Source organism: Streptomyces olivochromogenes (assembly GCF_021538895.1).
In the GTDB taxonomy this organism is placed as follows: domain Bacteria; phylum Actinomycetota; class Actinomycetes; order Streptomycetales; family Streptomycetaceae; genus Streptomyces; species Streptomyces olivochromogenes_A.
In genome coordinates, this window is record NZ_JADDRL010000041.1 from 64607 (window position 1) to 76650 (window position 12044).

General features: G+C 71.4%; 12 protein-coding genes. 6 read left to right on the forward strand and 6 right to left on the reverse strand.

Features of this window, described 5'->3' with window-relative positions; genetic code table 11:
- Nucleotides 1-18 precede the first annotated feature (18 nt).
- Nucleotides 19-1269 (reverse strand): extracellular solute-binding protein, encoded by a 1251-nt coding sequence (locus IPZ69_RS21820; protein WP_235455907.1) that lies wholly within the window; start codon nucleotides 1267-1269, stop codon nucleotides 19-21.
- 128 nt (nucleotides 1270-1397) lie between these two features.
- On the opposite strand from IPZ69_RS21820, the gene IPZ69_RS21825 reads away from it, so the two are divergent.
- The 3 genes from IPZ69_RS21825 to IPZ69_RS21835 all read left to right on the forward strand — a co-directional run bounded on the left by IPZ69_RS21825 (nucleotide 1398) and on the right by IPZ69_RS21835 (nucleotide 4564).
- On the forward strand, nucleotides 1398-2339 hold the full coding sequence (locus IPZ69_RS21825) for an ROK family protein (protein ID WP_235455908.1): 942 nt from the start codon (nucleotides 1398-1400) through the stop codon (nucleotides 2337-2339).
- Nucleotides 2339-3481: an N-acetylglucosamine-6-phosphate deacetylase gene (gene nagA, locus IPZ69_RS21830; RefSeq protein ID WP_235455909.1), complete on the forward strand. Its 1143-nt coding sequence runs from the start codon at nucleotides 2339-2341 to the stop codon at nucleotides 3479-3481. The genes IPZ69_RS21825 and nagA overlap by 1 nt, the downstream gene beginning before the upstream one ends.
- 132 nt (nucleotides 3482-3613) lie before the next feature.
- Nucleotides 3614-4564, forward strand: a complete 951-nt coding sequence (locus IPZ69_RS21835) for a 1-phosphofructokinase family hexose kinase (RefSeq protein ID WP_235455910.1) — start codon at nucleotides 3614-3616, stop codon at nucleotides 4562-4564.
- A gap of 27 nt (nucleotides 4565-4591) precedes the next feature.
- On the opposite strand, the gene IPZ69_RS21840 is transcribed toward IPZ69_RS21835, so the two are convergent.
- Both IPZ69_RS21840 and IPZ69_RS21845 read right to left on the reverse strand, forming a co-directional pair.
- A complete protein-coding gene (locus IPZ69_RS21840) occupies nucleotides 4592-5017 on the reverse strand; it encodes a tautomerase family protein (RefSeq protein ID WP_235455911.1) in 426 nt (141 codons plus the stop codon).
- A gap of 37 nt (nucleotides 5018-5054) precedes the next feature.
- Complete coding sequence (locus tag IPZ69_RS21845) at nucleotides 5055-5756, reverse strand: SDR family oxidoreductase (RefSeq protein WP_235455912.1); 702 nt, start codon at nucleotides 5754-5756, stop codon at nucleotides 5055-5057.
- Nucleotides 5757-5841: 85 nt separating this feature from the next.
- On the opposite strand from IPZ69_RS21845, the gene IPZ69_RS21850 reads away from it, so the two are divergent.
- Entirely contained in the window at nucleotides 5842-6399 is a 558-nt protein-coding gene (locus tag IPZ69_RS21850; RefSeq protein WP_235455913.1) for a winged helix-turn-helix transcriptional regulator, read from the forward strand.
- A gap of 405 nt (nucleotides 6400-6804) precedes the next feature.
- On the opposite strand, the gene IPZ69_RS21855 is transcribed toward IPZ69_RS21850, so the two are convergent.
- On the reverse strand, nucleotides 6805-7716 hold the full coding sequence (locus tag IPZ69_RS21855) for a CBM35 domain-containing protein (protein ID WP_235455914.1): 912 nt from the start codon (nucleotides 7714-7716) through the stop codon (nucleotides 6805-6807).
- Nucleotides 7717-7834: 118 nt separating this feature from the next.
- A complete protein-coding gene (gene cdgB, locus IPZ69_RS21860) occupies nucleotides 7835-9487 on the reverse strand; it encodes a diguanylate cyclase CdgB (RefSeq protein ID WP_235455916.1) in 1653 nt (550 codons plus the stop codon).
- Between the two features lie 328 nt (nucleotides 9488-9815).
- Here cdgB and IPZ69_RS21865 point away from each other — a divergent pair, with 328 nt between their 5' ends.
- Both IPZ69_RS21865 and IPZ69_RS21870 read left to right on the forward strand, forming a co-directional pair.
- On the forward strand, nucleotides 9816-10400 hold the full coding sequence (locus tag IPZ69_RS21865) for a flavin reductase family protein (RefSeq protein ID WP_235455918.1): 585 nt from the start codon (nucleotides 9816-9818) through the stop codon (nucleotides 10398-10400).
- Between the two features lie 70 nt (nucleotides 10401-10470).
- Entirely contained in the window at nucleotides 10471-10968 is a 498-nt protein-coding gene (locus tag IPZ69_RS21870; protein WP_235455919.1) for a GNAT family N-acetyltransferase, read from the forward strand.
- On the opposite strand, the gene IPZ69_RS21875 is transcribed toward IPZ69_RS21870, so the two are convergent.
- Nucleotides 10965-11810, reverse strand: a complete 846-nt coding sequence (locus tag IPZ69_RS21875; protein ID WP_235455920.1) for a sigma-70 family RNA polymerase sigma factor — start codon at nucleotides 11808-11810, stop codon at nucleotides 10965-10967. The genes IPZ69_RS21870 and IPZ69_RS21875 overlap by 4 nt on opposite strands.
- Nucleotides 11811-12044: the final 234 nt, after the last annotated feature.

Genomic DNA, 12044 nt, shown 5'->3' on the forward strand with positions numbered 1-12044 from the left:
CCGCGACCGACAGCCGACTCAGCTCGCGTTACGGCTGTCCGCGGTCGTCGCCTCGGCCTGTAGCCGGCTGAGGATGCCGGTCGGGCTGCCGCCGGGAGCGACGACCTGGCCGATGCTCTTCTTGACGTCGGCGCTGACCGCGGCCCAGGAGGTCTTGCCGACGGGGTAGAGCGCGGAGGTGGGCAGCTGCTCCAGGAAGGGGTGGAGGTCCTCGTCCCGGGCGGACTGGGCCATGGTGTCGGAGGCCGAGCTGGTGACCGGCAGCAGTCCGTACCGGCGGGAGAAGCCGAGGACGTTCTTGTCGGTGTAGACGAAGTCGAGGAAGTCGCCGACCTGGTCGGCGTGGCCGTGCTGCTTGAAGGCCATCATCCAGTCGGCGACGCCCATGGAGGACCTGGACACCCCGGTCCGCCCGGGCATCGGCACCATGCCGAACCGCACGCCCTTCTTGGCGGCCTGCTTCATCAGCGTCGGGTGCCCGTTGAGCATGCCGACCCGGCCGTCGGCGAAGGCGGCGAACGCGTCGGCGCGGTTGAGCTCGCCCGGCGCGACGGGCCCGGTCAGGCCCTTGCCGACCAGCTCGTCCTTGAGCCAGGTGAAGGTGTCCACGTTCTGCGCGGAGTTGATGGTGTAGGTGCCGACGTCGTCGGTGAAGCCGTTGCCGCCGCTGAGCAGCCACTGCATCGTCTCCGCCTGCGCCTCCTCGGGGCCGAGCGGCAGCGCGTACGGGTACTTCACGCCGTCGCCCTTGAGCGCCTCGGCGTCGGCCGCGAGCTCGCTCCAGGTGGTGGGCGGGGTGGTGATGCCGGCCTTGGCGAAGAGGGTCTTGTTGTAGAAGAGGACGCGCGTGGACGCGGCGAACGGGATGCCGTACTGGATGTGGTTCCACTCGCCGGCCTCGGAGAGCTGGGAGAGGAAGCCGGCCTGCGTGGGGATGGAGAGCAGGTCGGAGACCGGGTAGAGCTTGTCCGCGGCCGCGTAGTCGGCGTACGCGCCGATCTGCGCCATGTCGGGCGCGTCGCCGGCGTCCACCATCTCCTTGACCTTGCGGTCGACGTCCTTCCAGGAGTAGACGCTGACGTCGATCTTCACGCCGGAGTGCTCGGCCTCGTAGGCCTTGGCCAGCTGCTCCCAGTACTCCTTGGAGCTGTTCGTCGGCGAGTCGCCGTAGTCGGCGGCCACCAGTCTGAGGGTCACGTCCGAGGATCCCGTGCTCCCACAACCGCCGAGCACCGCCGTCATGCCCAGTGCGGACACCACCGCGATCATTCCTGCCCTACGCCGACGCACTACTACGAACCAACCCTGCTGTCTCGCTGTTCAATATGTGGACCCATAAGGTCTACACCACGCAAGTGGACTAGACCTCTCGCGGGTCGCAGGTCCACACTGTTCCCGTGAGACATGTCATCGCCCTCGACGTGGGCGGCACCGGGATGAAGGCCGCCCTGGTCGGGGACGGCGGCGAGCTGCTGCACCGGGCCCGCCGGGCGACCGGGCGCGAGCGCGGCCCCGGCGCGGTGGTCGAGGGCATCCTGGACTTCGCCGCCGAGCTGCGCGCGTACGGCGCCGAGCGCTTCGGCGAACCCGCGGTCGCCGCCGGCGTCGCCGTCCCCGGCATCGTCGACGAGCGGCGCGGCATCGCCGTCTACGCGGCCAACCTGGGCTGGCGCGACGTACCCCTGCGCGACCTGCTGGAAAAGCGCCTGGGCAGCCCGGTCGCGCTCGGCCACGACGTGCGCACCGGCGGGCTCGCCGAGGGCCGGATCGGCGCGGGCAAGGGCGCGGACCGGTTCCTGTTCGTGCCCCTGGGCACCGGGATCGCGGGCGCCATCGGGCTGGACGGCCGGGTGGAGGCGGGGGCGCACGGCTTCGCGGGCGAGATCGGGCACATCGTCGTCCGGCCCGGCGGGACCCCGTGCCCGTGCGGGCAGCGCGGCTGTCTGGAGCGGTACGCCTCGGCGTCGGCAGTGAGCGAGGCCTGGGCCGCCGCCTGCGGGGACCCGGACGCCGACGCCTCCGACTGTGCGAAGGCCGTCGCGTCCGGCGATCCGAACGCCGTCCGCGTCTGGCAGGAGGCGGTGGACGCCCTCGCCGACGGGCTGGTCACCGCGCTCACCCTGCTGGACCCGCGCACGCTGATCATCGGTGGCGGGCTGGCCGAAGCGGGGGAAACCTTGTTCACACCGCTGCGGGAGGCCGTCCGGCAACGCGTCACCTTCCAGAAGCTGCCTTCCGTCGTCCCCGCCGCCCTCGGGGACACCGCCGGCTGCCTGGGCGCGGGGCTCCTCGCCCGGGATCTCCTCGAAACCACTGACCCTTCGGAGGTAACCGCCTGATGGCCCCCAGCTTGGTTCTCGCCGGCGCCCGGGTGGTGCTGCCCACCGGGATCGTGAACGACGGCCGTGTGATCGTCGAGGGCACGCGGATCGCGGGCGCGGCGCCCCCGGACGCGCGGGTCGTCGACGTGAGCGGGCACTGGCTGGTCCCCGGATTCGTCGACATCCACAATCACGGCGGCGGCGGCGCGTCCTTCTCCGGCGCGGTCGACGAGGTCCTGACGGCCGTCCGCACCCACCGGCTGCACGGCACGACCACCCTGGTCGCCTCCACCGTCACCGACGACATGGACTTCCTCGTCAAGCAGGCCGGTCTCCTGTCGGAGCTGGCCGAGCAGGGCGATCTCGCCGGGATCCACTTCGAGGGACCGTTCATCTCGCCGTGCCGCAAGGGCGCGCACTCCGAGGACCTGCTGCGCGACCCGGACCCCGCGGAGGTGCGCAAGCTGATCGACGCGGGGCGCGGGAAGGCCAGGATGGTCACCCTCGCCACCGAACTGCCGGGCGGTCTCGACTCGGTGCGGCTGCTGGCGGACCACGGGGTCATCGCCGCCGTCGGGCACACCGACGCGACGTACGAGCAGACGGTCGAGGCGATCGACGCGGGCGCCACGGTGGCCACCCACCTCTTCAACGCCATGCCCGCCCTCGGCCACCGCTCCCCGGGCCCGGTCGCCGCCCTCCTGGAGGACGAGCGGGTCACCGTCGAGCTGATCAACGACGGCACGCATCTGCACCCGGCCGCGCTGGAGCTGGCGTTCCGTCACGCGGGCGCGCGGCGGGTCGCGTTCATCACCGACGCGATGGACGCGGCCGGGATCGGCGACGGCCGCTACATGCTCGGCCCGCTGGAGGTCGAGGTCGCCGAGGGGGTGGCACGGCTGGTGCACGGCGGCTCGATCGCGGGCTCCACGCTGACGCTGGACCGCGCCTTCCAGCGGGCGGTGACCGTCGACGGACTGCCGGTGGAGGACGTGGTCGCGGCCCTGTCCGCCAACCCGGCCCGGCTGCTCGGCATGGACGACCGGGTGGGCTCGCTGGAGCCCGGCAAGGACGCCGATCTGGTCCTGCTGGACGACGGCTTCGCCGTCAAGGGCGTGATGCGCCAGGGCGAATGGGTGGTCGCTCCCCAACTGCCCTGATCCGTCCCCCGTACAGCGCGCGCACCGAGACGGTGGCCGACCCCGCGGTCTGGGCCGGTCGCCGTCTCTTTGGCATGATCGGGCTCCGGAACGGACAGGCAGGCGCACACACTTCGAGGGAGGTCGGCCCGGGTGATCCTCACGGTCACGCTGAACACCGCTCTCGACATCACCTATCGCGTACGGTCCCTGCGGCCCCACGCGACCCATCGGGTCTCGGACGTCTTCGAGCGGCCGGGCGGCAAGGGTCTCAACGTGGCGCGGGTCCTCGCCGCCCTCGGGCACCGGGTGACGGTCACCGGGTTCGCGGGCGGCGGCACCGGTCTCGCGGTGCGGGACGGGCTCGCGGACCTGCGCGGCATGGTGGACGCGCTGGTCCCGGTCGCCGGGGCCACCCGGCGCACCATCGCCGTCGTCGACGAGCTGTCCGGCGACACCACCCAGCTGAACGAGCCGGGACCGCAGGTCGCCCCGGCCGAGTGGGCCGCCTTCCAGGACGCGTACGGCGAACTGCTGCGCGGGGCTTCGGCAGTGGCGCTGTGCGGCAGCCTGCCGCCGGGGGTGCCGGTGGGCGCGTACGCGGGACTGATACGGACCGCGCGAACCGCGGGCGTGCCCGTGCTGCTGGACACCAGCGGGGAACCGCTGCGCCGCGGGGTCGCCGCCCGCCCCGACATCGTCAAGCCGAACGCCGAGGAACTGGCCGAACTCACCGGCTCCCACGAGCCGTTGCGCGCCACCCAGGACGCCCGGCGCCGGGGCGCCCATGCGGTGGTGGCTTCCCTGGGCGCCGAGGGCCTGCTCGCCCACACCCCGGAGGGCCGCTGGCGCGCCGCCCCGCCCGCCCGCGTCCTCGGCAACCCGACCGGCGCCGGCGACTCTGCGGTGGCGGGCCTGCTGTCGGGCCTGGTGGAGCACCTGCCCTGGCCGGAACGCCTGGCCCGCGCGGTCGCCCTGTCGGCGGCGACGGTACGGGCGCCGGCGGCGGGCGAGTTCGACCGGGCGACGTACGACGAGCTGGTGGGGCGGATCTCGGTGACGGGTGAGGTCGGCGCGGCCCAGCGGTCGCCCCGACCCGCTTGATGTCCCGCCGGATGCTTGATTTCCCGCTTAATAGGGGGAAGTCGCGTTGTTCTCGGCCCAGAGCTTCTCGGTCTCGGAACCTCCGGGCGGCGGTACGAGCCCGTTGATCATCCAGAGGTCCTCGCTGGTCTCGTCGACGCTGAACTCCCAGTGCAGCCCGGCGTCCCGTTCGAGGTAGGGCTGCAGGATGCGCTTGACCCACTGGGCGGTCCGGCGCCGGCTCTCCTGGTCGGGGTTGTGGCGCGCGATGTGGTCGATGGTGATGCGGACCCCGGCCGGGGTGGGCTCCCCGCCGACGTACATGTTCTCGGGCCGGATCTCGTGGAACACCGTGACCACGTAGAACCGGGGCAGCCCGATCTCCTCGTAGTGGTCGGTGATGCGGGAGGCGAGTCGCTGCTGCTCCTCGTCGGTGAAGGTTCCGGGCGTGTGGTGAACGGTCCACAGGGGCATGACGGCGGTACTCCTCGATCGGGTGTCGGGTGTCGGGTCAGCGGGCGGTCGGGAAGGTCAGGCGCTCCACGGGGCCGGACAGCGCCGCCTTGGTGGCGACGGTGACGTCGTCGGTGAGCACCTCCGTGGCCCCGGCCTCCAGGCCGTCCACGATCCGCGCGGCCACCTCGGCCGGGGTCGCCTTGGGCAGGTTCATGGCGGAGACCATCTCGGTGTCGATGAACCCCGCGTGCACGCCGACGACCTGGGTCTGCTGGCCCGCCAGTTCGACTCGGAGCGAGTTCGTGAGGGACCACGCCGCCGCCTTGGACGCCCCGTAGGCGCCACTGCCGGCCAGCCAGGACAGCACGGAGTGCATGTTCACCAGCGCGCCCCCGCCGTTCGCGGCCAGGATCGGCGCGAAGGCCCGTGCCACCCGCAGCGGCCCGAAGACGTTGACGTCGAACGTCGTGCGGGCGTCCTCGAAGTCACCCGTCAGCAGCGGGGCCGGAAGCAGGATCCCGGCGTTGTTGAACACGATGTCGACGTCGGTGGCGGCCTCCGCGAGGGCGGCGACGGACGCCTGCGAGCGGACCTCCAGCTCGGCGGTCACCACCTGCGGCCGGTCGTCGGTGTACGCCGAGCGGGCGGTCGAGTACACCTTGCGCGCCCCGCGTGCCAGCAGCTCGTCCACCAGCGCCGCGCCGAGTCCCCGCCGGCCCCCGGTGACCATGACCACCTTGTCCGCTACCGCAACCATGGCAGCTCCCATCTGAGTAACGAGTCCGTTAGTGAGATGGAAGCACGCCCTGCTGGCTAACGCAAGCGTTAGTTACACTGGCGGCATGGCGATGAATTTCGAGGACCGGCTGCGCGACCGGGATCCGTGGCCGATCGGCGACGAGTGCTCGGCGGGGCGGGTGCTGGAACTGCTCAGCACCAGGACGGCGTTCCTGGTGGTCCGCGAGTGCTTCTACGGCACGACCAGGTTCGACGACTTCGTGGCGCGGATCGGGGCCTCGGCACCCGCGGTGTCCCGGGCACTCGCCCAGCTGAAGGCCGCGCGGATCGTCGCGCCCGTCCCCTACCGGGAGCCGGGCAGCCGGGCACGCGAGGAGTACCGGCTCACCGAGGCCGGCGAGGAGCTGCTGCCGGTGCTCCTGTCGCTGATGCAGTGGGGCGACGCGCATCTGCAGGAAGGCCGCCCGCCCCTGTCCTTCGTCGAGGCCGACACCGGCCGTCCCATACGGGTCCGCGTCACCGCCGACCCGGCGCCGCAGACGCCGTCCGACGACATCGAGATCCGGCTGAACCCCGACTGCCGGTCACCGCTGGCGGCCGCGGTCGGCGCGGCCCAGGAGGCGCGCGAGTCCTCCCGCCCGGGTGATCCGTCGGACGGGTGAGCATGACACAAGGGCCTCCCGCGCGGCTCGTGGTCATCGGGACCAGGAGCGCCCAGGAGGCCCTGTTGCCGCGGTCGGCGGCTGGTGAGGTCGGTCAGCCTCGAAGGTGAAAGCTTTGCAACCCTCGCCGGATATGCCCGCCCAGCAGTTTGACTGAAAAGCGCCCTTCCTCTCATGCCCGCCGGATAATCAGATGATCGCCTGTTCGCTACATCGACCAATAGCGAAAGATTCGGATCGGGGCAACGACTGGGGCAAGGTGAGGTGGGGTGGTATGACGGGTTGGGCAGCCGTCCTCTGCGTCGAAGGCGGACGCATCTGAGTCGGTGAGAGTCAGGCCCACCTCGGCAGCCGCCGGAAGCCAACAGCTCCGGGGCCGCCGAGGTTGGGATACGACTCCGGAACTCAGTCGTTGACCAGCCACATCTGGTCGATGAGGGCGTTGCACTGATTGCCGTCGTTGCAGGCGATGTCGATCGTGTTGGTGCCTTGGTTAAGGCTGACGTTGGCCCACGTGGTCTTCCAGCCCTTTTCCCAGTCGCCTTCGGGTGTGTTGCCGAAGTTCTTCATGTTCAGCGGTTGCGTGTTGGCCTTGCCGTTGATCTCCAGAGTTGCGTCGGCGTCCGTGCCCGGGACGCCGTAGCGCACGTACAGCCGATAGGTGCCGGCCTTCTGGATGCCGTTCACGGCCCAGGTGACCTTCGCTCCGACCTGGTTGAAGCCGGTGACGTAGACACCGCCGTCCGCCTTGGCGCCCTTGATGTCCGAGGCGGTGGTGGTCCCGCCTTCCAGGAGCAGCGCCTTCGCGTCGATCTTCGGCAGCTCGCCGCTGCTCGACACCGAGCTGGATGGGGTCGGGGAGGCGCTCTGGGACTGGGTCGGGGAGGTGGAGGCGCCGCCGCTCGCCTTGTCGTCGTCGGAGTTGCCGTTCATCATCGCGATGCTGATGCCGATGACGACCGCAGCGACCACCGCGACCGCGCCGATCAGCAGACCCTTGGTGTTCGGGCCGCTACCGCGTCCGCGGCCCCCGCCGCCCGGGAGGGGCTGCTGCGTGGTCGGCGCGCCGCCCGGGAGGGTCTCCGGCGCCTGGTAGTGCGCGTTCGGCTGGCCGTAGGTGCCCTGCTGCTGCGGGACCGCCTGCGCCTGCTGGCCGCCGTACGTGCGCTCGCCGACCGAGCGCACTCTGCTGACCGAGTTCGGGTAGCCGTAGCCACCGGACGGCGGCTGGGCACCCCGGGCCTGACCATCGGCGTAGAGATAGCCGAACGGGTCGTCGTCCTCGGGCGTGCTCGCGCCGTTGTCGCCGGGCGTCATCCCTTGGTACTCCTCAACAGGTGCGGGCGGATGCGGTACAGGTATTGAGTGTCGAGCCTACCCGTTCTCAGTGGCCCAAACGGGTGACTCGGACCGCATCAACTCACTGACCTGCGGATCATCCGGCGCGCCTGTGTTGTTTGGGACGAGATCGTTTCTCGACGTACATCCGCTCGTCAGCGGATTTCAACACCTCGTCCGCAGTCATGCCGCAGTGCGCCCATCCGATGCCGAAACTGGCACCCACGCGCACCGCCCGGCCCTCGGCCCGGATCGGCTGGATGATCTCGTTGCGCAGCCGAACGGCCAGGTCCTGGGCGTCGGCCTTGCCGAGCCCGTCGGCGAGGATCACGAACTCGTCGCCACCCAGCCGGGCCACCGTGTCGCCGTCGCGCACGCCCCGGGTCAGCCGCCGGGCGACCTCGATGAGGACCGCGTCGCCCGCGTTGTGCCCGAACCGGTCGTTGATCGACTTGAAGCCGTCGAGGTCGCAGAAGAGCACCGCGAGACCCTTGGTCCCGTCGTCGCGCTCACCCTCGGGGGCGATCGTGTGCACGTGGTGGTCGTAGGCGTCGAACGCCTCCGGACCGGACGCGAAGTCGAAGCCGTGGCCGTTGAGGTCGAAGGCGGGGTGGCCGTAGGCGGCGTCCAGCGACTCCATCTCGTCGGCGTGCGCGGGCCGATGGCACAGGCGGGCCGACAGGCGCGAGCGCAGCTCGGCGGAGTTCGGCAGGCCGGTGAGCGAGTCGTGCGAGGCGCGGTGGGCGAGCTGGAGCTCGCGGCGCTTGCGCTCCTCGATGTCCTCGACGTGGGTGAGCAGGAAGCGGGGGCCGTCGGCGGCGTCGGCGACGACGCTGTTGCGCAGGGACACCCAGACGTAGGAGCCGTCGCGGCGGCCCAGACGCAGCTCGGCGCGGCCACCCTCGGCGGAGGTGCGCAGGAGCGTGCCTATGTCCTCGGGATGGACGAGGTCGGAGAAGGAGTAGCGGCGCATCGCGGAGGCGGGGCGGCCCAGCAGCCGGCACAGGGCGTCGTTGGTGCGCAGTATCCGTCCGTGCTGGTCACCGCCCATCTCGGCTATGGCCATGCCGGAGGGGGCGTACTCGAAGGCCTGCCGGAAGCTTTCCTCGCTGGCGCGCAGCGCCTGCTGCTCCCGCTCCAGGCGGACCAGGGCGCGCTGCATGTTCGAGCGAAGACGCGCGTTGCTGATCGCGATGGCCGCCTGGAACGCGTACATCTGGAGCGCCTCGCGGCCCCAGGCGCCGGGGTGGCGGCCGTTGCGCGGGCGGTCCACGGAGATCACGCCGAGCAGTTCGCCGGAGCCGCTGCCCTGGACGCCGGGCGTGTACATGGGCGCGAAGAGGCGGTCGGAGGGGTGCCACTCGTCCTCGAAGCGGGGCGCGGGTCCGTCCGTGTACCACTGCGGTACGTCGTCGTCGTCGAGCACCCAGCCCTCGGTGTGCGGTATGAACCGCAGGTCGCCCCAGGCCTCGCCCATGTTCAGGCGGCGGTCCCAGGAGGCGCGGGAACCGGCCCGGCCGGTGATGAGGGCCTCGGCGGCGGGGTTGCCGGAGAAGGCGGCGACGACGAGGTCGCCGTCGGGGCGCACGAGGTTGACGCACGCCATCTCGTAGCCGAGGGCGTTGACCGCGCCGTCGGCGACGGTCTGCAGTGTGTCCGCCAGGCTACGTGCCGTGTTCATGTCGGCCATGACCTGGTGCAGCTGCCGCAGAGACGCAAGGCGGACATACGGCTCCGACTCGCTCTCCATGCTCGCCCTCCCCCCGAGACCTCGCAGCGAATCAAGGGTTCTCTTCGGCGTATCGTCCTTGCAGGTTTCCACGCCACTGAATCACAGCGCGCTGCCCACTCGGTACACAGGGTCAACAATTAATGGCCCTTGTGACTCAAGTCACAGGCGAACATGAACAATTGAGAGAGGTTTCCGCGTTTTCCCTGTGCGTTTACTGAACGCAAGCTTTCTGAGTGCGCGGACATCATGCACGAACGCTTCATCGGGAGTCGTAGACGAGGTCCTAGGACCCGGTTCGGGCGGAGGACCGATGCGCCGTGTGCGGGCCGAAGATTAGCGTTTCCGCGTGCTGAACACTTCCCCTGCCCCGCCTTCCCCCACCGCCGCCACCACGCCCCGGCATGCTGAGGGGGTGAGCAACGACGAGTTCCGGGCCGCGATGTCCCGGCTGGCCGCGGGCGTGGTCCTGGTGACCGCGCAGGAGCCGCCGCTGGACCCGGACGACCCCCTGGCGCCGGGCGGCGAGGACGTCGGCATGACCGCCACCGCCTTCATGTCGGTCTCCCTGGACCCGCCGCTGGTCCTGGTCAGCCTGCGCAACGGGTCCCGCATGGACGACCTGCTCGACGAACAGCCCCTGTGGGCGGTCTCCGTCCTCTCCGAGAGCCAGCGCCACATCGCGGGCCGCTTCGCCATGAAGGGCCGCATCAGCGACCGGCTGCTGTTCGAGGACATCGCGTACGGGCGCGGCGAGGCGTCCGGCGCGCCCCTGGTGGGCGGTGCACTCGCAACCCTGGAGTGCCGGACCGAGCAGCGGGTGACGGCGGGTGACCACACGCTGGTGATCGGGCGGGTTCTGACCGCGCGGGTGCCGAGTGCGGACGGGGGCGCGTTGCTCTATTTCCGGGGCCGTTACCGGCAGTTGGGGTAATCGGGCGACTCGCGTGCGCCCGGTGGAAATTCTGTGGCCGGTGTGTGACGAGCCCGCATATGGTGCGCGGATGACGTCGACTCCAGCGCCGCGCCTCGAAGAAGTCACACCCGGGAATTTCGAAGCGGCCGTCGGGATTAGCGTGCGGCCCGACCAGGAGCACGCGGTCTCGCCCGTCGTACAGTGCCTGGCCGAGGCGTACGTCCGCCCGGCCGGCGTCGCCTGGCCTCGGCTCATCGTCGACGGAGACGGCGAGAGCGCGCGTCCGGTCGGTTTCCTCATGGCCTTCCTCGACATCGACTGGAACGACGACGGCACCCTGTTCCGCTCCGGCCTGTGGCGGCTGAACATCGCCGCCGACGAACAGGGCAAGGGCTACGGCCGGTTCGCCGTCGAGGCCGTGGCCGCGGAGCTGCGCCGCCGCGGCACCGAGCGGCTGTACGTCACCTGGCACCCCGGCCCGACCGGCCCCGAGGGTTTCTACCTCGGTCTGGGTTTCCGGAAGACCGGGGAGACCAGCGGGGACCAGACGGTCGGGGTGCTCGACCTGGACCAGGGCCTGTCCTAGCCACGCTCGATGTCGAGGGCCGCGAGCCGCTCGGGGTCCGTCACGATGTCGATCACCGCGATGCGGTCGCGTACGAAGGTGAAGGTCAGGGCGCGCTCCGGGCGGCCGGCGCCGGGCACGACCAGGCCCGTCACCCCGTCCACCAGGACCGGCAGGGCCAACCGGCCGAGGTGGGCGTAGGCCGTCGCGCCGGACGCGACCGCCGCCGCGCCCGTGGTCACGCCGGCGTCGGTACGGGCCACGACGTCCGGGTCGAGGACCTCCAGCAGCCCCTCGAAGTCGCCGTCGCGCGCGGCGGCCAGGAAGGCGTCGACGATCTCCCGCTGCCGGGCGAGGTCGGCGTCCGGCGCCGGGGCGCCCTGCACGCGGCGCCGGGCCCGGCTGGCGAGCTGGCGGGCCGCCGCGGACGAACGGCCGAGGATGGCCCCGATCTCCTCGAACGGCACCGCGAACAGGTCGTGCAGCACGAAGGCGAGCCGCTCGGCGGGCGTGAGGGTCTCCAGCACGACGAGGAGGGCGATGCCGACGGAGTCCGCCAGGAGGGCGCCCTGCTCGGGGTCGGCGGCGGGCGCCGGGGTCGTCGGGCCGCTCTCCAGGGGCTCCTCGGCGCGGGACTTGCGGGAGCGCAGCATGTCCAGGCAGACCCGGCCGACCACGGTCGTCAGCCAGCCGCCGAGGTTGTCCACCCGCTCGCTCTCGGACCGGCTCAGCCGGAACCAGGCCTCCTGGACCGCGTCGTCCGCCTCGGCGGCCGAGCCGAGCATCCGATAGGCCACGGCGCGCAGATGAGGCCGGTGCGCCTCGAAGCGCCGGGCGAGGAACTCGTTGTCGGTTCCGGTCATCGGTGGTCACTACCCCTCATGCGGTCCGCGGTCCGTCGTCACTGCGTTGACGGATCGCGCGGCACGAATGTGACAGGGGTGGGACGGGAAAGGACGGGAGGAGACGGGAGGGGACAGGAGAGGACCAGGAAGGGACCAGAAGGGCACGGGACGCGGGGACGAACCCCGGAAACGGCCGGAAGGGCTACGTCCAGTCGCGCCCGGTACGCCCCCGCTTCGTCTCCGCGCGCTGCT

Bases quoted from the DNA above. Each gene is read 5' to 3' on its own strand.
- IPZ69_RS21820 (WP_235455907.1), bottom strand. From the start codon at position 1,269: ATGATCGCGGTGGTGTCCGCACTGGGCATGACGGCGGTGCTCGGCGGT.
- nagA (WP_235455909.1), top strand. From the start codon at position 2,339: ATGGCCCCCAGCTTGGTTCTCGCCGGCGCCCGGGTGGTGCTGCCCACC.
- IPZ69_RS21840 (WP_235455911.1), bottom strand. From the start codon at position 5,017: ATGCCCCTGTGGACCGTTCACCACACGCCCGGAACCTTCACCGACGAG.
- IPZ69_RS21845 (WP_235455912.1), bottom strand. From the start codon at position 5,756: ATGGTTGCGGTAGCGGACAAGGTGGTCATGGTCACCGGGGGCCGGCGG.
- IPZ69_RS21850 (WP_235455913.1), top strand. From the start codon at position 5,842: ATGGCGATGAATTTCGAGGACCGGCTGCGCGACCGGGATCCGTGGCCG.
- IPZ69_RS21855 (WP_235455914.1), bottom strand. From the start codon at position 7,716: ATGACGCCCGGCGACAACGGCGCGAGCACGCCCGAGGACGACGACCCG.
- cdgB (WP_235455916.1), bottom strand. From the start codon at position 9,487: ATGGAGAGCGAGTCGGAGCCGTATGTCCGCCTTGCGTCTCTGCGGCAG.
- IPZ69_RS21870 (WP_235455919.1), top strand. From the start codon at position 10,471: ATGACGTCGACTCCAGCGCCGCGCCTCGAAGAAGTCACACCCGGGAAT.
- IPZ69_RS21875 (WP_235455920.1), bottom strand. From the start codon at position 11,810: ATGACCGGAACCGACAACGAGTTCCTCGCCCGGCGCTTCGAGGCGCAC.